This is a genomic window from Paenibacillus sp. BT-177 (assembly GCF_025846815.2).
Lineage (GTDB): Bacteria > Bacillota > Bacilli > Paenibacillales > Paenibacillaceae > Paenibacillus > Paenibacillus polymyxa_C.
Map to the genome: position 1 here is coordinate 395,864 of NZ_JAOYTP010000003.1, position 22,706 is coordinate 418,569.

The 22,706-nt window shown below is 47.6% G+C and carries 22 protein-coding genes; 8 read left to right on the forward strand and 14 right to left on the reverse strand.

Translation table 11 applies throughout. The annotated features are described in order from the left end of the window. On the forward strand, window positions 1–558 hold the full coding sequence (gene hxlB / locus OIU26_RS12240) for a 6-phospho-3-hexuloisomerase (protein WP_040102597.1): 558 nt from the start codon (window positions 1–3) through the stop codon (window positions 556–558). Window positions 559–634: 76 nt separating this feature from the next. Here hxlB and OIU26_RS12245 read toward each other — a convergent pair whose 3' ends face one another. The 10 genes from OIU26_RS12245 to OIU26_RS12290 all read right to left on the reverse strand — a co-directional run bounded on the left by OIU26_RS12245 (window position 635) and on the right by OIU26_RS12290 (window position 12,099). Continuing rightward, on the reverse strand, window positions 635–1,189 hold the full coding sequence (locus tag OIU26_RS12245) for a family 43 glycosylhydrolase (protein WP_436449139.1): 555 nt from the start codon (window positions 1,187–1,189) through the stop codon (window positions 635–637). Beyond that, complete coding sequence (locus OIU26_RS12250; protein ID WP_436449140.1) at window positions 1,164–1,499, reverse strand: family 43 glycosylhydrolase; 336 nt, start codon at window positions 1,497–1,499, stop codon at window positions 1,164–1,166. The genes OIU26_RS12245 and OIU26_RS12250 overlap by 26 nt, the downstream gene beginning before the upstream one ends. Before the next feature lie 48 nt (window positions 1,500–1,547). Next, window positions 1,548–3,671 (reverse strand): endo-1,4-beta-xylanase, encoded by a 2,124-nt coding sequence (locus OIU26_RS12255; RefSeq protein ID WP_264216982.1) that lies wholly within the window; start codon window positions 3,669–3,671, stop codon window positions 1,548–1,550. 104 nt (window positions 3,672–3,775) lie between these two features. Beyond that, complete coding sequence (locus tag OIU26_RS12260; RefSeq protein ID WP_264216983.1) at window positions 3,776–4,699, reverse strand: carbohydrate ABC transporter permease; 924 nt, start codon at window positions 4,697–4,699, stop codon at window positions 3,776–3,778. A 455-nt stretch (window positions 4,700–5,154) separates the two neighbouring features. Further along, the gene (locus OIU26_RS12265) at window positions 5,155–6,135 is read right to left on the reverse strand and encodes an ABC transporter permease (RefSeq protein ID WP_090737753.1); all 981 of its coding nucleotides are present in this window, start codon (window positions 6,133–6,135) and stop codon (window positions 5,155–5,157) included. Window positions 6,136–6,149: 14 nt separating this feature from the next. Further along, a complete protein-coding gene (locus tag OIU26_RS12270) occupies window positions 6,150–7,817 on the reverse strand; it encodes an ABC transporter substrate-binding protein (RefSeq protein WP_025676669.1) in 1,668 nt (555 codons plus the stop codon). Between the two features lie 164 nt (window positions 7,818–7,981). Further along, window positions 7,982–9,748: a sensor histidine kinase gene (locus tag OIU26_RS12275; protein ID WP_264216984.1), complete on the reverse strand. Its 1,767-nt coding sequence runs from the start codon at window positions 9,746–9,748 to the stop codon at window positions 7,982–7,984. Continuing rightward, complete coding sequence (locus OIU26_RS12280; protein WP_264216985.1) at window positions 9,745–11,376, reverse strand: response regulator; 1,632 nt, start codon at window positions 11,374–11,376, stop codon at window positions 9,745–9,747. Before OIU26_RS12280 ends, OIU26_RS12275 begins: the two co-directional genes overlap by 4 nt. Before the next feature lie 45 nt (window positions 11,377–11,421). Continuing rightward, a complete protein-coding gene (locus OIU26_RS12285; RefSeq protein WP_013373670.1) occupies window positions 11,422–11,577 on the reverse strand; it encodes a hypothetical protein in 156 nt (51 codons plus the stop codon). Window positions 11,578–11,757: 180 nt separating this feature from the next. After that, window positions 11,758–12,099 (reverse strand): cupin domain-containing protein, encoded by a 342-nt coding sequence (locus OIU26_RS12290; protein WP_013373671.1) that lies wholly within the window; start codon window positions 12,097–12,099, stop codon window positions 11,758–11,760. A gap of 215 nt (window positions 12,100–12,314) precedes the next feature. Between OIU26_RS12290 and OIU26_RS12295 the strand changes: the two genes are divergently transcribed. The 5 genes from OIU26_RS12295 (at window position 12,315) to OIU26_RS12315 (ending at window position 16,655) form a co-directional block, all read left to right on the forward strand. Further along, window positions 12,315–13,550: an FprA family A-type flavoprotein gene (locus tag OIU26_RS12295; RefSeq protein ID WP_264216986.1), complete on the forward strand. Its 1,236-nt coding sequence runs from the start codon at window positions 12,315–12,317 to the stop codon at window positions 13,548–13,550. 36 nt (window positions 13,551–13,586) lie between these two features. Next, the gene (locus OIU26_RS12300; RefSeq protein ID WP_165079873.1) at window positions 13,587–14,780 is read left to right on the forward strand and encodes an NAD(P)/FAD-dependent oxidoreductase; all 1,194 of its coding nucleotides are present in this window, start codon (window positions 13,587–13,589) and stop codon (window positions 14,778–14,780) included. 2 nt (window positions 14,781–14,782) lie between these two features. Further along, entirely contained in the window at window positions 14,783–14,953 is a 171-nt protein-coding gene (rd, locus tag OIU26_RS12305; protein ID WP_064797632.1) for a rubredoxin, read from the forward strand. 61 nt (window positions 14,954–15,014) lie between these two features. Beyond that, window positions 15,015–15,719 carry a Crp/Fnr family transcriptional regulator gene (locus OIU26_RS12310; protein ID WP_058711071.1) on the forward strand — a complete coding sequence of 235 codons (705 nt, stop codon included), beginning with the start codon at window positions 15,015–15,017 and terminating at the stop codon, window positions 15,717–15,719. 270 nt (window positions 15,720–15,989) lie between these two features. Then, on the forward strand, window positions 15,990–16,655 hold the full coding sequence (locus OIU26_RS12315) for a hypothetical protein (protein ID WP_264216987.1): 666 nt from the start codon (window positions 15,990–15,992) through the stop codon (window positions 16,653–16,655). Between the two features lie 86 nt (window positions 16,656–16,741). On the opposite strand, the gene OIU26_RS12320 is transcribed toward OIU26_RS12315, so the two are convergent. The 4 genes from OIU26_RS12320 to OIU26_RS12335 all read right to left on the reverse strand — a co-directional run bounded on the left by OIU26_RS12320 (window position 16,742) and on the right by OIU26_RS12335 (window position 20,931). Continuing rightward, window positions 16,742–18,415, reverse strand: coding sequence for a glycosyltransferase 87 family protein (locus OIU26_RS12320; RefSeq protein ID WP_264217118.1), 1,674 nt, complete (start codon window positions 18,413–18,415; stop codon window positions 16,742–16,744). Window positions 18,416–18,686: 271 nt separating this feature from the next. Then, window positions 18,687–19,397: an MBL fold metallo-hydrolase gene (locus OIU26_RS12325; RefSeq protein ID WP_264216988.1), complete on the reverse strand. Its 711-nt coding sequence runs from the start codon at window positions 19,395–19,397 to the stop codon at window positions 18,687–18,689. 190 nt (window positions 19,398–19,587) lie between these two features. Further along, the gene (locus tag OIU26_RS12330) at window positions 19,588–20,226 is read right to left on the reverse strand and encodes an SDR family oxidoreductase (protein WP_264216989.1); all 639 of its coding nucleotides are present in this window, start codon (window positions 20,224–20,226) and stop codon (window positions 19,588–19,590) included. Window positions 20,227–20,328: 102 nt separating this feature from the next. Next, window positions 20,329–20,931, reverse strand: coding sequence for a TetR/AcrR family transcriptional regulator (locus tag OIU26_RS12335; protein WP_264217119.1), 603 nt, complete (start codon window positions 20,929–20,931; stop codon window positions 20,329–20,331). 244 nt (window positions 20,932–21,175) lie between these two features. On the opposite strand from OIU26_RS12335, the gene OIU26_RS12340 reads away from it, so the two are divergent. Further along, entirely contained in the window at window positions 21,176–21,916 is a 741-nt protein-coding gene (locus tag OIU26_RS12340) for an ABC transporter ATP-binding protein (protein WP_264216990.1), read from the forward strand. Then, window positions 21,913–22,674, forward strand: coding sequence for an ABC transporter permease (locus OIU26_RS12345; protein WP_264216991.1), 762 nt, complete (start codon window positions 21,913–21,915; stop codon window positions 22,672–22,674). Before OIU26_RS12340 ends, OIU26_RS12345 begins: the two co-directional genes overlap by 4 nt. The last annotated feature ends 32 nt before the right edge of the window (window positions 22,675–22,706 follow it).

Below are 22,706 nucleotides of genomic sequence, written 5' to 3' on the forward strand. Positions count from 1 at the left end.
ATGGAAACCTCTCAATATTTATCTGAGGTCATCAAGGAGCTGCAATTCGTTCCACAGCTAATCAGCGATACCGAATCAGAACAGTTGATCCACTCCATCGCTGCTGCGAATAAGGTATTCGTAGCAGGAGCGGGGCGCTCAGGGTTCATGATTCGCTCGCTGGCCATGCGGTTGATGCATATGGGGGTTCAAGCTTACGTAGTTGGGGAAACCGTAACCCCTGGCTTGAGCGAGGGAGATCTGCTGATTATCGGTTCAGGCTCTGGTGAAACCAAAAGCTTAGTCTCCATGGCAGACAAAGCGAAGAAACTCGGGGCCTCACTGGCGCTGCTTACCACTGCCCCCGAGTCCACCATCGGCAAACTGGCCGATATCATCGTCAAGCTGCCCGGCGCACCCAAGGACCCGTCCAACAAGGATTACCAGACCATTCAGCCCATGGGCTCACTGTTTGAGCAAACTCTGCTGCTGTATGGCGATGCGTTGGTGCTCAGAACGATGAAGCTGCGCAAGCTGACCTCCGAATCCATGTATGGTCAACACGCCAACTTGGAATAAAAACTGCTTTTTCCTTTGCGATAACAAGGCAGGCTGCTTACATGTCGAGCATGTAAGCAGCCTGCTTTTTTTTGTATTAAATGAGGTGATTCTCTTGTCTGCACAAGTTTGGATATTCATTCTGAAGCATGACCTTTATGCGATCATCCACAGGCCGGGCATCCACCACCGGACGGACGCCCAGGAAAAAAGCCCACCAGTCCCCCCGAGTGTCCTCAACCAGTTCGGCATGGCCTGTGTTCTGAATCGGATGCGCAGGGAGAGCGTTATGCGTGAGCATGGGCTCTTTCATCCGTTCAAACGGAGCATACGGGCTATTGGCCCGATACACGAGCGTACGATGATCACGCCCCGTGCCGCCACAGGCGCACAGCAGGTAATAACGACTGCCGATGTGATACAGATGCGGCCCTTCGGTCCATACACCGCCATCTCCATGAGCAATAGCCACAGGCTCGGTCAATGCCTGGCCTGTAGCAATATCCAGTTCGTACTGAATAATATGCGACTCGGCATCTGCCCCGGATTGTACGGTAACATACACTTTCCCGTCGTCATCAAATAGCAGGGACGGATCTATATTTCCGTAAGGAATACGGACCGGATCAGACCAAGGTCCCACAGGGTTCACAGACGTAATATAAAAATTTCCTATCCCCATCACATCTGTCGTAATCAGGTAGAATACCCTGATGATAGCGCAATGTGGGCGCATATATACCTTCTGAGCTCTTCCGTGTGGACAAATCAATCTGACTGCGCCGATTTAATGCATGCCCGATCTGCCGCCAATCGGTCAGGTTTCGGCTATGAAAAATCGGCAACCCCGGCATGTATTCAAATGAGCTTGTCGCCATGTAATAATCCTCTCCGACACGTATCACGCTCGGATCAGGATAAAATCCGGGGACAACCGGATTCGTATAGCGCAAGGTAGCCATAGCTTCAGCTCTCCTTTTGAACAGCTCTACTCCTCTGTCTCAAATCATTTATTCGTTACTCCCTGCTGGTAGCGGCGGCACTTTGGATGGATCCACCAGCGCCCAATATGCATATTTGGCCTTTAACCGTTCATCGAACAGCAGCGGCTTATCCAACCGGGCAATCGGGAACGTACTGAGCCACGTATTGCCATCATCTGTCCCCCAAATGGTCACATTGCTGATATGGTCCTGCTGTCGTGTAAACATATCGAACAGCGCCTGATAACGATGAGCCTGCCGAATCAACATGGCTTCAGGGATCGTTTCGTAGCGATCCGTATCATTAGAGTAAAGGCCCATATCCAGCTCCGTGATCTGATTATCCAGCCCAAGTGAAGCAAACTTTTCGATGGATTGCTTAATTTCGGCTATGGTAGGAAACTCCAAGCGGATATGCGATTGGTGACCTACGCCGTCAATAGGTACGCCTTTGGCAAGCAAATCACGCACCAGATTGTACAGAAAATCGCGTTTCTTCGGTTCATGGGTATTGTAATCGTTAATGAACAATCGCGCGTTCGGCCCTGCCACTTCCCTCGTGACACGGAACGCTTTTTCAATATAATCGGTTCCTGTAATCTGATACCACTTGCTGCGGCGCATGCCGTCCGGCTGATCAGGATCAATGACCTCATTTACCACATCCCAATCGGTAATGACATTTTTATACCGGGCCGCAACGGCGCGAATATGCGTCTCCAGGCGGTCCAGCAAAAGCTTTTTATTCTCAGCAGTCGGCGTCATCGGCTGTCCATTTTTGTCCTTAAACATCCAATCTCCGGTCTGGTTATGCCACACTAAGGTATGGAAACGAATTTCCAATCCGTGCTGTCTGGCAAATTGCACAATTTGATCTGCTTCCTCCCAATGAAACTGCCCCTCAGATGGTTGCAAGGAGACAGGCTTCATCGCATTCCCTGCAACGACGCTGTTAAAATGCTTTTGTACCAGTTCTCCGTAAGCCCCTTCGGTCTGGAAAGCCTCAATCGCTGTGCCGATGCTGAACTGTCCCTGATATAATCCATGCAAAGCAGGTATGTCCTTTTCAATCGCCAGCGGCGGCACCAGCGACAATTCGAAATCATCCATATAAAAGGAAGACGTCCCTTCTGGCGATTCCAGGTACATAGAAACGGTATCTGCATCATGTGCAAGCGTATACGTACCAGACAAATGCACCCATCCCCCTGTCGTGACAGCCGTATCGCCTACAACCGTTTCATATGCACTTTGGCCTTGGTAATCACGCTGTGCACTGAGCCTCACCTTAGCGGGCTGCTCACCCGGAGCCAGCTTCACCCAGGCACTGACCGTATATCGGTTGCCTTTTTGCATTGTGGCAGTCACGTCCAGCTTGGGTCCGGCATATGCCTTTTGTCTGCCCGTTGTCAGCAGACTGTATGAGCCGGTCCGTGCATCGGCATTCGAGACCTGCACGGTCTCGTCTCCCAAGCGGGATACCCATCCTTGGGCTGTACCGTCTTCGAATCCGGATACGATCCCACTTGTAGGATTTGTTGGTGTTACTGAAACCTGCCTGATTTCCACCTCATCCACGTAGTAAGCCTGAGCAGAATTCGAGTTCTCCACATACAGCTTCAATGCATTCATCTCCCCGGTAAAAGTATATCTCCCCTGGAGTTTGATCCACGATGTATCTGTTGTCTCCGTCTGAGCTAGGGTCTTCCATGCTGTAGTCCCGCCTGTCGGCTGCTGCTCCATCGTAAACTTAAGCACGCTTGGAATTGCAGCATTGCCGTCCAGTTTCACATATCCGCTAATTTCATACTCCACATCCGGCAGCAACAGTGGCTTCACATCTAACTCTGCTCCATTCCAAGCCGCCGTACGAGCGGTTGCCTTCAGACTGTGCGTGCCGCCATATGCCGCTTCCGTGACGGATGCAATTTGGGTATAAGCTCCCCGTGGCTTCCAGCCGTCACTGTTTCCTTGCTCAAATCCATACGCTCCAATGATCTTCCCTGCCGATAGCACCGTGTTCGAAACCGACGGAGAATGTTCCACAGATGGAGCTGCTTTCGCTACAGATATTCCCCACCATCCGATAGGCGATAACAACAGCACTCCAGCCAGCACCAGACAAAAAGGCGTATACCAACCTGACCGCAAAGCAATCCCTCCTGCACTCAAATTTTTGAATTCGTATTTGGCACCCTTGGATTTCAGTTACTTGCGGATTAAAAGTGGCTCCTAGAATGAATGTAAAATATCTACTATCCTTTCACGCCTCCCAAGGTCATACCCTTCACAAAGTATTTTTGTAAAAACGGATAGACTAAAATAATAGGGACTGAGGCGACAATCGTCATCGTGGCACGAATAGAGGTAGGCGTAACCGCCTTCGCCAGATTTTCTGACCCTGAAAACTGGCTGGCATAATCCTGAGCGTTAACGGACGTATTGGAATTTTGCAAAATTTTCATCAGCTCATATTGGAGTGTGCTCCACTGCTCATACGACGAATTGTACAAAAATACATCGAACCATGAATTCCATTGCGAGACCGCCGTGAACAACGACACCGTTGCCAGCACCGGCACACACAGTGGCAAAACGATACGCATAAAAGTAGCAAACTCCCCAGCACCGTCAATACGCGCCGACTCCAGAATCCCCTCTGGCAAGCCCTCAATAAAGGAGCGAATGACTATGACATTAAACACCCCGATTAACCCCGGTACGATGTACACCCAAAAGGTTCCCAGCATCCCAAGCTCACGAATTAAGAGAAAATTAGGGATCAAGCCACCGCTAAAATACATCGTCAAAATAAAGGTAATCGAAACAAATTTGCGCAGCACATATTCCGGCCGGCTGATCGTATACGCCACCATCGCGCAGCAAAACACCGAGGTCACTGTACCCGCGACCGTACGTAATACAGAAATCAACGTAGCATGGAAAATCGTCGCTTCCTTGAATACAAATTCATAATTACTCCACGTGAATTCACGCGGCCACAAATAAATTCCACCCCGAATGGAGTCATTCGCTTCATTTAATGAAACCGCCAACGTATTTAAAAATGGATACAGCGTGAACACCATTAGGCACAGCATAAACACAACATTGCACGCATCAAAAATCCGATCCGAGGGCGCCCGAAATCGCCCATGTACGGCCTTCCCTTTGCCCATGACTTCCTCTCCTTTCTAAAACATCGCCTAGCCCAGCACTTAAGGTCTTGATGAGGTCCGCGAAGCGGCCTGTTAAAAATCCACCGACCTTCCCTGTAGAATGCATGAGCACGCACTCCTGCTATCGCCTCGAATAGCCCATTCCCAAAGACATCCTCTAATGGCGATAGCGAAGCTGAGCCAACCATCATGACGCAGTTATTACAAGGAGGCGCGAGTCACGCGCCTTTCTTAAGCTCTTCCCTGCCACTACCCTCAGTTTTTAAAAAAAGTGACTTTACGGCGGGTAGTAGCGGAGCGGGTGGAATTGTTCTGAAGAAGCGGAGCGTTCGCCTTTATCCCCGGATTCCAACCTCTAATCTTTACCAAAAAAGGAATCCGGGGATAACAGCGATCGGAAGAACAATCCGCACGCGAAGCGACAACGAGCCCTCCCCAGAAACTCACTCTTTTTTTTAGAACAACCTCTCCTCCCCTAACCGCTTCGCAATATAATTGGCGCTAAACAACAGAATGAAGCTAACCACCGTTTTGAACATTCCGGCAGCAATGGAAAGCGAAAAGTTCCCCATCTGGATACCATATTTCAGTACGAAAATATCCAAATTTTCCGAGTAATCCACGTTCATGCCGTTGCCCAGTAAATATTGAGGTTCAAAGCCTGATTCGAGCAGGTTGCCAATGTTCATAATGAGCAGGATGATAAATACAGGCTTTAATCCTGGTAATGTCACATGCCAAATCCGCTGAAACCGTCCTGCTCCGTCTATCTCGGCCGCTTCATACTGCGAGGGATCAATCATGGTCATCGCGGCCAAATAAATAATGGTATTCCAGCCGACATTTTTCCATACCTCCGACGCACCGAGAATACCCCAAAAGTAGCTTCCCTCACCTAACCACAGAATAGGTTCCTTAATCAGCCCAAGCCACATCAGCACCTCATTGATGATACCGCCGTCCGCAGACAGTGCAGTACTAATGATGCTGGCCGCGACCACCCAAGAAATAAAGTGTGGCAAATAGCTGATCGTCTGAACCACCCGTTTAAATACGAGCTGGCGAAGCTCATTCAGCAAAATCGCCAATGCTATAGCGGTGACAAAGCCCAGCACCAGGTTAATAAAGCTCATCGCCAGCGTATTGCGCATCACCCGCAGAAAGTGTTCATCCTGAAACAGAAAACGGAAATGCTTCAACCCGACCCAATGCTGGTCAAGCAGCTTGCGGGCAGGCTTAAAATCCTGGAAAGCAATCGTCCAGCCCCACAGAGGTAAATATTTAAAAATAAACAGCCAGATTAAAAAAGGGACGGACATCCATACGAGTGCACGCTGCTGGTTCAGCTTGTGTATAAATCCCCTAAAGCCGGTTCGCCGTGAGGACGGCAAACGACCCGAGGAGGTCGTAACAGGTGGCGGTGACGTGTAGCTCATAGCTGCTTCCTCCTTTATTTTTTCCCGACCGTCTTGACTTTTTTGGCAACCTCCTTCGTGATCAGTTCCTCAAAAGCCTTCACATCCAGCTTGTTAAACTCGGTGGTGTATTCATTCCAAATGGCATCAAACTGTGCCGGTGCAGACAGCACCAAGCGCGGGAAATATTTGCGCTGCAGGTCACCTTTCTTTTGCTGAAAGATCTGCGCTGGTGAGCCTTGGGCAACCTGAATGCTCCAGGCTGGGAACCATGGACGTTCGTCAGGTGCGGAAAACATCTGCGAGAAGGACTCTACACCGTTTGCTTTTAGCAGCTTTTTATCACCTTCGGTATACGACATACGTGCAACCTCAGGCTGCCGTCCGGGGCTAGCCGAGTTGCCGTCAGGCAAGGAAGAACCGTTACCGTATCGCGGCCAGCTGTATTCAAAATATTTGAACCCAAATGAGTCACGGAACGCATCCTCACCCGTCTTTTTAATTTGCTCCTTGGTCCGATAAAAGCGCCCATTTTTATCTACATCATAGGTTTCACCTTTGATCCCCCAGTTGGATAACACTTGGTTTTCGTCGGTCAGCAGATTGTTGAAAAATTTGATGATACGTACCGGGTCCTTGGCACTGACCGTAATTCCAATGCCTCGGTTATTAACAAATGACGACGGATCAAGATACTGATCCTTTATATTCCGGTCGTATACAACAGGCAGCCCTACATATTCCAGATCATCATTACCCGATCGCTTGGAAGCCTCCTGCAGGTTATTTAGAGCCTGCCCTGCCTGCCAGCGGTAATCGAAAAAGCCCAGCACCTTGCCCGAGGTCAGCTTCGCCAAATATTGATCGTAATTGTCCACAAAGGACGATTTATCGAACAGGCCCTCTGCGTTAAGCTGATTTAGCTCTTTCAGGTACCGTTTAGTGATGTCCTTATCTCCATAATCCGTCGCCTGGTGTGTTTTCATATCAATAATTGTGCCGCCATCGTTGGGATAGCCTGCCAGATGCATCGGCGCATTCGTAAGCGCATAAAACCTATCCTGCGTGGTTAGCGCCAAGTACCCGGTTAATCCCTCGTCTGCATGCTTTTTCGTATAATTCCGAATCAGAGCCAAGTACTCATCTAACGTTTTTATTTTTGGATATCCCGCCTCCTTCAACACTCTGCGCTGTATCCAAAAAGCTCCCTGCTCTATGTTAGGAGCAGACAAATAATCGCCGACCACCGCGCTAAACGGCAGGAAATAGATATTCCCATCCTCCGCTTTCATCAGGTTGTAGTAGGGTCCGTATACACGCTTGATATTTGGCCCATATTTGTCGATCAAATCATTCAGGGGAATAAAAGCCCCGGCATCCAGCAGTTTATCAATCGTCCCATCCGGTACAATTACGTCCGGGTAATCGTTGCTTGCAATAAACGTGCCAATCTTCGTATTCGAATCCCCTACCAAATGCTCCAGCTTCCAGTTCACGCCGGTCTGATCTTCCAAAACTTTTCCGATCCGCGTTTCATTGGTATTAATGTCTCTTCCCGCCGTGGCATTAAAATACGTGAATGTGACCTTCTCCTTGCTATCTCCCGACGCAGGCTCCTTATCCGAGCTCCCTGAGCAAGCAGCGATCATAGATGCCATCATAACCATTACCAGACTGATGATTCCGAACCTTTTGCTTGTCATGCCAGACCTTCCCCTTTCGGCCTCTTTTGTCAATTATGTGTGAATATCATGCGCACGCCCCTTGAACAACGAGAATCCCGCGCACCCTAAATTGTAAGCACTTTCATTTTATAAAATGCCGTTCAGTTTGTTCACCTGTCAATCTAAAGGTGTTACTTAGGAAACTATAGGTCCCGATCCGCAGGAATCATTATACGAATCTCCGTACCTTCGCCGGGTGCACTGCGAATGGCGAGCTCAAAGCATTTCCCGTAGTAAAGTTTTAGACGATAGATGACATTTTGCAGACCTATACGCTCACCCATTTCTTCCTGCCTTTGCATGTAACCATATAAGCGCTGCACCTGTTCCGCAGACATGCCAACCCCATCATCCCGAACCGTTAGAATCAGTCGTCCTTCCTCATGCTCAAAAAGAATCTCAATTCGTCCCCCATGCTTTAGCGGCTCAATGCCGTGGATACTTGCATTTTCAACCAGCGTCAGTACGACCATTTTGGGAATCAGATTATCCAAGTCTTCAGAGCGCGCCTGTACATCGTACTGTATTCGCTCACCAAAGCGATATTGTTGGATTTCCAGAAAACAACGGATCAACTCCAACTCGTCCCGCAAAGTAACTCGATCCTTGTTCCACACCAGCGAATTGCGGAAAATCCGTGCCATGTTATGAATAATGCGGGCTGTCTCATCCTCATGCTTCATCAGGCTTCGCATGCGAATCGTCTCCAGCGCATTGAACAGAAAATGGGGGTTGATCTGGCTGTGAAGTGCATTCAGCTGGGCATGTCTACGCTGAATCTCCAGATTTTTTCGCTGAATATCGGCCATATAAACATCGTTAATCAGTCGTTTGATTCTCAGCGTCATCCGATTAAATTCACCTGTTAGCTGTCCGATTTCATCACTCGACTCCATACCTGGAATGAGTTCAAAATGCTGATTTTTCACCTTTTTCACATGTTTCAAAATGCGATGAAGCCGCACGTTCAGCGAACGTGTAATCCAAATAATGATCAAGGTGGGCAGCAGCATATTCACACAGGTTAACAAGAGCGCAAAATTGCGAGGTTCCTGCATTTCATACAGCACTTCATCCCTTGATACTGCGGCCACAATGCTCCAGCCGTTCAGATTATTCGTAAGCACATAACTGGTCTTGAACTCCATGGTGTTCTCGGGCAGCTTGAGGGTACTATAGGCAACGCTTTTATGGTTTATATCCACCTTGGGATCATTTGTGTATTCAATTTCTCCCCGTTCGTTAAGCAGGAAGAGACTCCCCTGTAAATTCAGGTTATTGAAAATCTCCCGAATGGACGACATTCGCAGCTCTATTTTTAGTATTTTTTCACGACCACTTGGGGAATAAAAGTAGTTCATCCGTCGAATCAGGCTGAAGGGGTGTGTCTGCTCGTCGGTACTGTCGTCGGTACGGACAAATATAGGCTTGGACTGGCGTCCAGGCGGGATTTGGGTATACCAGGGGAAGCTTTTGACCCTCTCATCTATAAAGCTGATTCCCCCGGAATTCAGCAGCGTTGAATTATCAGTGTAGATCGTAATTCCACCTACGGATTGGTACACAGGGCTGTACGTATTGTTTAAGATACGACGTAAATAAGAGTCATAAACAGCAATATAGTCAGCAGGGTGGGGATATGTTTCTTCCAACACCTCATTGAGTCGATAATCGGTATAAAAGATAGACGAGATTTCCATCGCATCTTCAAATTCCCGGTGAAATTCAATTTTAATTTGTTCCAGTGCGCGCGTAATATCCTGAATACGCTGTTCCTTCACATTTTGCGAGGTAACATGGTAAAAGATCAGATTGGTCAGCACTATAGGTGTAAAAACACAGAGGAAATAAAGCAGCAGCATTTTATCTCGCAGCCGTATATGATCCAGGGTAGTTCTCAGCCTCTTCATTCGCCGGACCTCTCTGGCTCGTACCCAACACTCAGGCTATTGCGGTATTCACTTGGCGTGACGTGCGCCAGCTTTTCAAACTGAGTCACAAAATAGTCTGAACTGCCGAAGCCCACGCGCTCCGCAATTTCATATATACGCAGATCCGTCTGCCGTAGCAGGCGTTTCGCCTCCTGAATGCGTAATTTCAGCAGGAATTCGTTAAAGTACACCCCGTATGTTTTTCTGAACAATTGACCGAGGTATACCGGATTCATGTAAAAGCGGGCCGCAATACTTTTCAGACTTATATTCTCGTCAGCATGCTGCTCAATGTAAGCACGGATATGCTGGATTCCTCCCTGCTGACATTCCTTGCGCAGCGTCCCAATATATTTTCCACTTTCCTCGGCAAAGGCTGTAAACAATCGCTGGAGTTCACCCAGCGACAGATTCATATCCTGCCAGTTGATCATCGGTTCCAGCGACTGAATTGAGCGCTCATTTCCCTGCATGTTTTGAATGACCCGCACGATACTAAGAACGCATTGATGCAGACTCATTTTCATAGCCTCAGGGGCATAATGCTCTTCCCGAAAGCTGCTAAATAAATAATCTACGGTCGCACGCAGCTCTTCCAATTGGAGTTCCTCGATCTGCTCTGTCAAGCTATCGAGTACGTCCTGACGAATGGTCCTATAGTGGAGGGGTGGCATTTCTCCCTGCAGATAGACAACAATACCACTATGGTCATGAATGTATTTATGGAGAACTGCCTCCTTTGCACTGGCATAGGACTGCTGGATATCCCGCAACTGATTCACAGGACTTCCCGCATAAACGAACACCCGACTTCCCAACCGGTCTTTTAGTGACTCCATCCCCTCTATCTCCTGTTGTAGCGCTTTCATAAAAACTTCCACCTTAGCTTCAAAACACTCTAAAAAGAAGTCCGGTACGATAAGACCAATCCGGTTACGATGCTCATGGACATAGAGAGGGTACTTGCTGCCCATTAAACGATGAAGCGCTTGCTCTATAAGTTCCCTGAACTGGAAAAGTGATAGCATGACGCCATCGTCACCGGAGTGCCAAGGATGCTGATCGTTCAGCTCGACGAGTACATAGTACATATACGTGGCTTCTCCAAGCCGCAACTGTTGCTCCCAATGTGTCACCACTGCATCATCCACTGGGTTCATCATCATCGTCTCTAGCAGCCCGCCTGTAAGGTGGTTCTGATATCGCTGCGCGTTCTGTTGTTCACGGTGAAATCTTTCACTCAGCTTGCGCAGTGTAGCCGAAAAGTCCTCATCATCAACCGGCTTAAGTATAAAATCATGAACTCCATAGCGGAGTGCCTGCTGCGCATAAGCAAAATCACTGTAGCCGCTCATGATAATAAAAGCAGGATGTTGGGTACTCCGTTCGAGTACGGATCGAATCAGCTCTAATCCATCCAGCACAGGCATACGAATATCGGTAATGATCAGGTCTGGGTGAAGACGACTGATTAGCTCCAGCGCATCCTCACCGTTATCAGCTTCACCCACGATTTCAAAGCCACAGATTTCCCAATCGACAAGTTGAATCAGCCCTTTGCGGGTGAATATTTCATCATCCACTACAATGGCTCGATGCAGCTTCATAACCTGCTTCCTCCTTTCGATGAAACGTCATTTTATTGGGGTTAACTACTTCACGAGCCTTGCACGATATTCCAGCTGGAGAAAAATGGCCTTTAAAACGTATTGTGGCACTTCGGAAGCCATTTGTACAGACGGGATTTCATCATAAGGTCGCTCCAAAGCGTGAAAACTATTGCCCCCAGCTTCTTCCTCACTGAACACAACCGTGACCTACTGTGGCTTAGACATTCAGCGCTGTCACAGGTACAGTAATCCCGCTAGACAGCCGGTTTATAGCGTATTCCGGGGTGTGACTCTCCAATACAAAAGCCGCCTGGTCTAAATGACCAAGCGGCTTTTGTATGTTTGGACTGCAGTTCCTCTTCTTGCAATTTCTATACTTTATATATTTTGTGCATAGCTTTCACTTGGCGTTTTGGTCAACACCACATGCAGGCTGGAATTCGCTTCCGCACTACCGCGATAGGAAAAGTGCTCATCTCCGGTAATATGGATCATATCCCCTTGGACAACTTCCGTTTCTTCACCATTTACAGTTACAGTACCGCTTCCTTCCAGAACAAGCAAATATACATTCGCTCCTGGATGATTATGTGTTGGTAGCTCAGCATTAGGGGTGAAGTTGAGAATAAAAATGACATTGTCGGCTTCCTTATGCACAATTCGTTTTGTAAATGCAGCTTCTTTATATTCCTGAAATTGAATGAGGTTTGATTTTTTCATGTAGATTCACTCTCCTGTTTGTAATTGGATTGGGCCTATATAGTCTTATTGTATTTGATTATTACGCTCGTCTTGTGATTGCGATCACAAACATAAATTTAAGTCATAAATACTTTGAAATATTCAAAAATTTGATTTCAATCATCTTTTTCATCATCACATCCAACTAAAATCGAATTGTGTCAGACAAACCAAAAAAGCAGGAGGTTATTCCTATGAAACCAGGATTTAAGCTGGCAAAGGATATTTATTGGGTAGGAAAAATTGATAATCGTGAGGTCCCCTTTCATCGTCTTCTACTATCAAAGGGTACAACATATAATGCATATCTGCTGAAAACAGGAAAACCAACCATTGTAGATACCGTAGATATGGCGTTCGGCAGAGAATTTGCAGAAGCTGTAGCGGAATTAATTGACCCGTTGGATATTCAATATATAATCGTCAATCACACGGAACCGGATCACTCCGGCGGGTTAGCGGCACTTGCTTCCAAGGCAGCAAACGCCACAATTGTCTGCACGGAGATTGCCGTTCCGGAAATTCAGCAGATGTACAAGCTCCAGCATCGGAATTTCCTCGTCATCAAGGACGGGGATCAACTGGATATTGGAGGCAAGACACTGCTGTTCAAGGAAACACCTTATCTCCATACAGAAGAAACTATGATTACGTATTGCATCGAAGACAAAGTCTTGTTCCCTTGCGATATTTTCAGCACACACGTGGCTGTAGAGCGTCTATTTGCCGATGAGGCCGGCTTTGATATCACCGAGGATTTTATCGGATATTATCAGGCTATTATTCATCCTCATCGCAGATATGTGCGTACATTAATCGAAGCTGTATCTGACTTGGATATTGAGATGATTGCTCCTTCCCACGGCTTCGCGATCCGACATGATATTGCCAAATTTATTGATTTGTACGCATCGATGAGTACCGAAACCAAGGATGATAAAAAAGTAGCGATTGTTTATGCCACCTTAAAAAATAATACTAAAAAAATGGCAAACATCCTGAGAGATTGCTTTTTGGAGAACCAAATCAAGGTGGAGCTATGGGATGTAGATAAAGCGGATGAAACCGAGATATTAAATAGTATTACCTCAGCTGATGCTGTTTTCGTCGGCAGCTCTACCAAATATGCCGACATGACAGGCAAATTGGAAGATCTGCTGCAAAAAATGCAAAAGATGAATTTGGAAGGTAAGCTTGCTGCCGCCTTTGGTTCCTACGGCTGGAGCGGTGAAGCCATTGAAGTCGTACAGGATTACTTGAACGGTACTAATATGAAAGTCCAGAGCACTTCAGATGTAATCAAGTCAACAGGTATGACGCATGTGGAATTCCCGGTACGCATTCGCTTCTCTCCTACAGAAGATGAAAAAGTGAAAAAAATTAAAAATGCCGCTGAATTCGTCTCAGATCTGCTGCTTAGTGTTATTTGAGCACAGGAAGCTTAGAGGGAATAGGAGAGATGCCGAATGGATAACCAACATTACGTTATCATCGGAGGGGGCGTGGCCGCTGTCAACGCGGCAAAAGCGATTAGAGATCATGATGAGCTAGCTGAAATTTCTATTTACGGGGAAGAGTCCTCCCTTCCATATAACAGAGTCAAGCTTTCGAAGGCACTATTCACTGACTTGCACAGCGACAAAATCCTGATCAAAAAGGAAAAGTGGTTTGCTAGTCAACGAATTCATGTGTATTCCGGCGTAAAGATCACGGCAATACACGCAGAGGACTGCACCATCGAAACAGCCAAGGGGCAAACCGTTGTTTACGACAAGCTGCTGCTGTGTACAGGAGCCCACAACCGTAAGCTTGTGCTGGACGGGGCTTCACTAAGGAACGTTCACAATATTCGTTTTCGACAAGATGCAGACAGACTTAAAACGGAATTGCGACAAGGAGACCGGATATGTATCATCGGCGGTGGTATTCAGGGTGTAGAAACCGCCTGGTCCTTTCAGCAAGCCGGATATGCCGTTACCATTCTGGAAGCTTCGCAACGGCTCATGCCCCGCCAGCTAGATGAAAAGGCATCCGCTATTTTGACCCGCCGAGTTATCGAACAGGGTACCCAGGTATGCCTTGGACAAGGCGTAAAGCGTATTACAGGCACAGATCATGTAGAGGGCGTAGAACTGCAGGACGGCACTGTTATTCCCTGCGAACATGTCGTGTACTCTATCGGAATTGTACCTAATACGGAGCTTGCTCGCCAAATCGGCCTTGATATTGGACAAGGCATTCTGGTAAATGCGCAGATGGAGACCAGCTCCGCCAATATATATGCGGCAGGTGATGTAGCCGAGTTCCACAATAGAGTAGATGGATTATGGGAAAGTGCTATGGAGCAAGGGAAAATAGCAGGCACTAATATGGCGGGTACCTCCACAGCTTACCAGCGTCCTCTTCCTGTCACCCTGTCCAACAGCTATGAAAGCCCCTTGTTTTCCATCGGTCTGGTAGACGAACAAGTCTGTGACACCAGCCTGACCCGTGAAAATCAAGTTTCTTATACACGTATGTTCATACAAAACGGCTCTATCTGCGGTGTGATCGGCTTTGGAGATGCTCTCGCTTCACTTCCATATAAAGCAGCCATTATCCAAGGACTCAGTCCGGATGCACCAGAGCTTACAAAAATTTTGGATGACAAGGAGAACTAAAGATGAAAAAATATGTATGTCAGCCCTGTGGATACGTTTATGATCCTGCTATGGGTGACCCTGATGAAGACGTTATGCCAGGTACAGCGTTCGAAGACCTTCCGGAAGACTGGGTTTGTCCAGTCTGCGGTGAGGATCAAAGCCATTTTGCCCCTATAGATGATACAGAATAACAAGAACACGCTATACTTTCTAGTTTCCGGTTGATGAATGGAGTGAATGAATGTGAATGAGATGTCCTGCCCCTGCCAGTGTGAACAGGAGCCCTGTGCCCGCAAAGTGCCTATCTTTTCCTCTTTGTCCTGCGAAGATTTGTGTAAGGTTAGCTCTATGATCCGGCACCGAAAATATCAGAAAGGCGAGGCCTTGATTGTCGAGGAACAGGCTTCCGATACGCTGTACATTATTAAAAGCGGGCATGTTAAGCTGCTGAAGATGACACCTCAGGGCAAAGAACAAATTCTGCACATTCTGACAACTGGCGATTTTTTTGGTGAGTTGAATATATTTAATAACGACGAGTTGAGCAATTTTAGTGCGTACGCCTTAAAGGATACTGATATTTGTATGCTCACCAAAGATGATATGGAGGAGTTGATCCGCAACAATCCCGATATCTCTTTGAGGCTGCTCAAAACGATTACCAAACGCTTGGCACATACCGAAAACCTGGCTCAAAGCCTGGCTACCAAAGACCCGGAAATTCGTATCGCCTACATGATTCTCGAACTCGGACACAAATACGGCAAGCCGGACGGCTCCTATATTAAAATAAATCTCCCCCTTTCACGCGAAGAAATGGCTAATTATGTGGGTGTCACACGTGAAACGATCAGCCGAAAATTTGGAAAGTTTGAACAGCTGGGGATTATTCATATCAAGGGTACACGTGAGATTACCATCCGCGATGTACAGAAACTGAACGAATATATGGATTGAGACACATGGATACCAGGTTGCTCTGGCATGAGGACAAGAAAACCGCTTCTTTAACTTATGGATTGTAGTTGATTTATCAACCACTTCCATGTTGTTAAAGGGCGGTTTCTTTTATTCTGTGCATTTGGCTATTAGCTATTCTGTAAAATAACAATAGAAACCGTAGGCCTGTTTTTGCGTAGTAATACAAAGTTTATAAGCCTGAAATCAAGCCAAGATTTCTGTGTCTTCATACTCTTTATAAAATAAGCAAAATGGAGAGGAATAGATATGGCGGATCACCAAACCGGCAAGGATATTTTCCGAGAATGTTGCTCTAGGATTGCTGCGGCCTGTGAGCCTTGCGGATTCAAATACTATAAATCCAGGAAAAGCATGGTCAAGCACATGGACCCCTTTACGGCCGAGGCGCATTTTTCGAGCAATGCTTCCAATGTGGCCGGCAGCTATTTGGAGTTTAATGCTAGTTGCCAAATCATGAATACGCAAAGCGGAAAGATATATTGGGATATCAGCTTGAGCAGCTTCCGGAACAAGGGCAAGGTATGGAATCTGGCCAAGGAAACTTCTCGGGAGAAGGGATTGGCAGAGATTATCACATTGATTCTAGACAAGGTCGTTCCTTTGATGGACAAGTATGGTGCTAATCTCGACGAGGTGCTTGAACAAGCCATCTTGACCGGATGGTTTTTGCCACAGTCGACTCCCATGGAATTCTATGTGCTGGACGTTCTGGATCTGGTGGTTGATTTCGGATCGCCGGCACAGGTAACCGAATGTGCGCACCGATACATCCGCCATTTACCAGAGGAAATGCAGGACACCTTCAGGAAAGAATATGAAGTCTATCAAAGAGATGAACAGGCTGCAAGCACGATAGCATTCCGCAAATTGATCCCTCTTATGGTGGAGAGAAACATTTTCTTGCCGCAGTGAAATGAAAAGATATTGGCACGCCGTATTGAGAACGTGCCTTCATCGCTGGAAGATGGGCGATCACCTGTGTGGTGACCGTCCATCACTCATTCTGCGGATAAAGGAGCTATATTGGTGGCCTTGGGAAGCGCAGCCTGAATTGTAGCCGACCTGGAGCAATCCCACACTACTTTGACCAAATACCCAAACAACAACACATTTAGCAATGATGTCACACACAAAATAATACCGTAATGATCCTGAGAATTGGAGCTATAGAAAATATCAAAGGTGTTCAGGAAAATCGTAAGACTGAATCCACCCGCAAGCCACAAAAATCTGCGATCTTTCAAATACAGGTACGCCAGTACAGCTAACGCCGCCGCAGGGAATAGGTACCGTTCATGCATGCTGGAAGCGAAGGTAAATACACCTGCAATGAGTACCAGTGCAGCTGCTGCTGCAAATTGTGGTTTCCGACTACGGATATACATCCACCATGTAAACAGAGTCACCAGCACAATGCAGATCATCCCCCATGTATGGTAACTGAACAGGAACAGCGTTGTAGTATCCTGCGTATAATTGCCACCAATTAGTGCGAAGAAGTTATACGCGTTCACCGAAGCATATGGATATTCGCCAACTGTCCCCTTGTATAAATCAAGCAGCCATAATGGCTCCTGCCCCCATGAAAATGGCAATATGACCAGAATGGTTGTCACAACGGCACCACCAATGGACAACAGCCAAGGCTGTATTTTGCGCTGTCTCAGCAGCTCGAAGAACAGAACCGGCGCATAAATAATCCCCTGTGGCTTCATCAATACCGCTATCGTAAACAGTACAGCGGACCAGCCGATCCGGTTTTCCACCAGCAGCACAATCATGCCCACAATCAGCATGGTAAAAAATGAATCTACCTGCCCCCAGAAGGTCGAATTGATAAATACAGCTGGGTTAAACACATAGAATATAGCCAATCCGAGGCTCACTCCATAGCCGACCCGTTTGCTTGCCAACCGGTACAGCATGTACGCTGTCACGATATCAGCTAAAATATTCGGAAGCCGCAGCAATACGGACATATAAGGACTGAAAGCATCCGTAGAGCCGATTTTACCGATTACATATAAAATATAAATATAGAACGGTGGATAATCACTGGAACCATTCGTGTAAAAGCCTGACAAGCTATCCGCTGCTGTCGTAGCCCAGTTTCGAAATAGCATTAAATCCATGTGGCCCGAGATCCATGGGGCGATCGCCATTCTTAAAAAGAATCCCACACCCAGCACAGTCCACAGCATCAGTCCCCGGTTACGTTCCCCGAGCTTCCATTCTTGAGCCCGAAAACGATACGCAATAAACACGAACACACCGAAGAACAAAGCAGCGAAAATCGCCATCGGAGTAGCATAAGCAGATGAAGAATTTCCATTTCTCCCCCCACCCATACCACCGCCAGGACCGCCCATGCCCATTCCAGATCCGTTACCAGACATGCCACCGGGGCCTCTGTGCTGTCCGTCTCTAGCAACACCACTGCCGTCCGAGGCAGACGTATCATTCCCGGCCGTTGTACCTTTGTCACCCGATGTCGACGAATTCTCACTAGAGGAGTTGGTCGTCTGGCCCGTCGTCCCCTGATTCTTGCTGTCAGAGCTGCTCGCCGCATCCGTAGATGTTGGGGGAGAATTCTGCTGATCTTGTCCTACACTTCCTGTTCCCAGGTTCCCTGCGGTCTGACCGTCAGAGGGACGTTGCCCCGGCCCTCCCATGCCTCCGCCTGCTCCCCCTCCGAACCCGCCGGATGGCCCCTGCCTAATAGCCGCAGAATGAGACGCGGAACTACCTGAATAACTCCATAACGAAACGATACTAACGGCAACACACAATATGAGACTAAATAGAAGTATATATTTCAGACCGTTCGCTTTCCAAACGTTCAAGTCCGATGCACCTCTCTCTGTTTCTATTTTCCTCATATTGTATCTGCCTTAGCTTAGGACTTTGTGAGTTCTGGCTGAATGTTGGCTGAATACGTAATCATCACACTGAACATTGTTGTTCCAACTCCATAATCGCTCTTTCCAGCTGAAATTGTGGATGCTTCAGCATGTTTCCATGACCGGCTGCTAATAGAGACGGATTGTAAGATGCCAGTTTTTTGGCGCTTTGCAGCGAAATTTCCTTGTTCCAGGTAGCTAGTGCTGGAAAAGGAAACAGTGGCTTGAGCCTTCCCGCCACCGCAACACCACCACGAGTCTGGAAGGCATCGCCTGCAATCAATGCACGGGCACGGGTATCCAAAAATCCCATCGAGCCCGGCGTATGTCCCGGTGCGCTGATCGCCAGCAGCGAACCCACGTTATCCCCATCCTCCAGTAAAACGTCAGGCTGGGTAAGGATATTCTTCGGCACGCTGCCCCGAATAGGAGTGTCTGGTTCGCCTGCCTCCAACGATACATCACCCTTCAGTAGCCGAGCATCCCGCCTTGAAATGAATACTTGCGCCTCAGGATACTTTGCCTTCAGCTTATCCAACGCACCCACATGATCTCCATGCGCATGGGTAAGTACAATTCGTATAATCGGCTGCCCAATCCGCGCCGCAGCCTGTTCAATACGCTGAGCACTGTATGGCAATCCGGCATCGATCAGGGTAAGCCCCTCTTTCTCCTCCACCAAATAACAGTTCACTGGGAACAGCCGGGGCATAAACGTTAATTGATACACATGCTGCACCTGAACGATACGCATTTTATCTCATCTCCTTGTCTTGATCATAAACTAATTATGTTAGTATTATAAATAATGTAATTAGTTTTAGGCAAATTTTTTCGTAAATACCTGTCGGAACGTTATACAAAAAGCAAAAAGCAGACCCGGAATCCTATCTTTGGGTCTGCTTTTATCCATATTATGCACATGTCTTTCAATTCATTCAGCTCTACCGGATGGCCTCAGCAATAGGCGTACTGCCGGACACCAAATCAATCGCTCGATGATACGTCTGCTTTTCCTCTAGTGCTGCTACCACCGTTGCCGCTACATCTTCACGTGAGATAGTATGGCTGGTGAGATCTTCACCGGTAGCAACCTTGCCAGTACCCGCATCATCTGTCAACCCGCCCGGACGAAGAATCGTGTAATCCAGATTGCTCGCTTCCAGCAAGCGATCTGCATAATGCTTTGCCACGTAATATGGCTTAATCGATTCAGGCCATTGCTCCCGGTTCTCCGCATATAGAGCGCTGACCATAATGAAGCGCCGGATACCCGCTTGTTCAGCGGCTTCCATCGCCTTGACTGCTCCATCAAGGTCGATGAGCAGCGTTTTATCCGCTCCTGTGTTGCTACCGGAGCCTGCCGTGAACACGACAGCATCGCTGCCTTGTATAGCTGCGGCAATTTCACCTACCGTCCCTTCAAGGTCAGCTACTACCGTTTCTGCTCCCAAACGTTCAAGCGCTTCGGCCTGATCCGGTTTGCGGATCAGTGCCTTTACGCGATGCGACTCATGTTGCCCTAGTAGGCGAACGAGATGTCTGCCTACTTTTCCATTGGCACCAATCACCAGTACGTTCACTCATATCCCCTCCTGTATTCACGGTCTCTCGCTTACAGTATACTGAATATATTTTACCCTTTGAGTCCAGGACGCAATCATATGGGCTATATCAGATTGAACTCAGTTTTTATCTGAATGCTCTCCCTCTCGCTTTTGCTGTAACACGCGAAGACCTGCGCAAAAGGTGTCCATCATCACTTCAATACTCTGATCCACATCCACAGGTAAACCAAAGCCACCCTTTTGTTCAAGTGAGGCAAAACCATGAAGAAGACTGCGGAATCCCCTCGCTGCATGAATGCAATCTGCTTCGTTGAAGCCGTAGCCACTGGATAGCACGGTAAGGATAAGTTCCGCTACTCGATCCGCTGCGTGTCTCAGCTCGGTATCATTTCGGTCGGTTGCATACAGCATCGCTTCATACAAACCAGGCCGCTCGCGCGCATACTGCATATACGCTCTCCCCATAGCAATCAGCGCCTCTTCGCCTGCTCTGCCTACGGCTGCGCTCATCAATGCTTCCTCTAGCTTTTCGAGGCTATGTAATGCCAGCGCTTGACGCAATCCGTTCAATCCGTCCACATGGTTGTACAAAGATGGAGGACGAATATGCAGCTTTTGCGCCAATGTAGTGAGCGTGACCTCTCCCATCCCTCGTTCATTGGCAACATCCTCGGCAGCCTCCAGGATATCTTGTAGCTTTACTCCATTTCTAGGTGACATCATCCGGTCCCCTTTCGTTAAATTCCTATGTAAGGTTAATTTCATATACATATACAGACTAAATTCTTATTTCATCTTAACTAATCCTGTTAGTTTATACAAAGAAAGTACCGTTTGCAACAACTCCATACACTAACTCTTTTTTAGAAGAAGAGCCGGTAGGATATTACTGCTATAATACAAAGAGATTATAGAGCAGATTTGATATCTTTTCCGATTCCCTGCAAAGGAGCTAGCTATATCTATGGAGCCCAAGCCACTTCCAGCTATTGAGTTTAATCGTGTCACTAAATATTTCACCGGGTCGGGACAACAACGTGCTGTCCTGAACGGAGTTACGGCAAAGGTCCCGCGCGGAAAAATCACGACACTGGTCGGTCCGTCAGGGTCTGGCAAAAGCACACTGCTTTCACTATGCAATCTTTTGCTAGCATCGGATGAAGGAGAAATCAACGTTCTCGGCAAGCCTATAACCGAGTGGGAAATCCCTGAACTGAGACGGAAAGTAGCATTGGTTTTTCAAGATGCCCCCATGCTTCAGGGAACGGTCCTCTACAATCTCCAGACTGTAGAGCGGCTGCATGGCACGGTACTGGAAGATCCGGTTGGCCTGTTAGAGCGCGTAGGACTTACCCGTGACCTGCTGGGGCAAAAGGCGCAGGAGCTGTCCGGCGGACAAAGACAGCGCTTGGCCCTGGCGCGGACGCTCGCGAACCGTCCGGATATTTTACTACTGGATGAGATTACTTCTGCACTGGACCCCGCCTCAGTCAAAGAGGTCGAGGAACTGCTGCTTCAAATGAACAAAGAAGAGGGAACAACAATGATCTGGATTACGCATCATATGGAACAAGCCCGCAGGGTAGGCCACGAAACATGGCTGATGATCGACGGAAGACTGGTAGAACAAGCGGATACGGAGACATTTTTTAATACTCCACAACATAGTGAAACTCGCAGGTTTGTAGCAGGAGAATGGGTATGACGATTGTTGCCTTGATTCTCTCTCTTGGTTTTGTATTTATCGCCATCGTCATGTCCAAGTCCTTCAAACTCGGTCTGGACCGAGATATTATTATTGCCACGATCAGAGCATCCGTTCAGCTACTGGTGATTGGATATGTACTGCATTTGATTTTTGGGATGCAAAGCTACGGATTTATTGTGTTATTCATTCTGCTCATGATCACTGTAGCTTCTCAAAATGTTGCGCGCAAAGGACGTTTTATTCCCCAGCTTATGTGGAAGTCATTCCTGACGTTGCTGTGTGTGGAAATCGTTACACAGGCATTTCTAATTGGCCTGCATATCATTCCGGCGACAGCCCGGTACATGATTCCGATTAGCGGCATGATCATTGGCAGCTCCATGATTTTGTCCAGTCTGCTGGTATCGCGGCTCAAGTCGGAAGTCCTGCTGCGCAAGCCTGAAATCATGCTTATTCTCGCGTTGGGAGGAACACCGAGACAAGCCATCTTCCCTATACTGAAGAATTGTATACGTTCCAGTATGATTCCAACCATTGAGGGGCAGAAAACACTTGGGCTTGTCCAGCTTCCCGGCATGATGACCGGACAAATCATTGCAGGCGCCAATCCAATTGTCGCCGTGCGTTTGCAATTGCTCATCGTATTCACTACCATGACTTCTGCCATTTTGACCAGCGTGCTGCTCAGCCTGTTCATTTACCCGACATTATTTACCCCCCAGCAACAACTGCGTACAGAGTCCTGGGAAGTCTGATAGAGACGGGTATACCCAGTTATTTACCAACC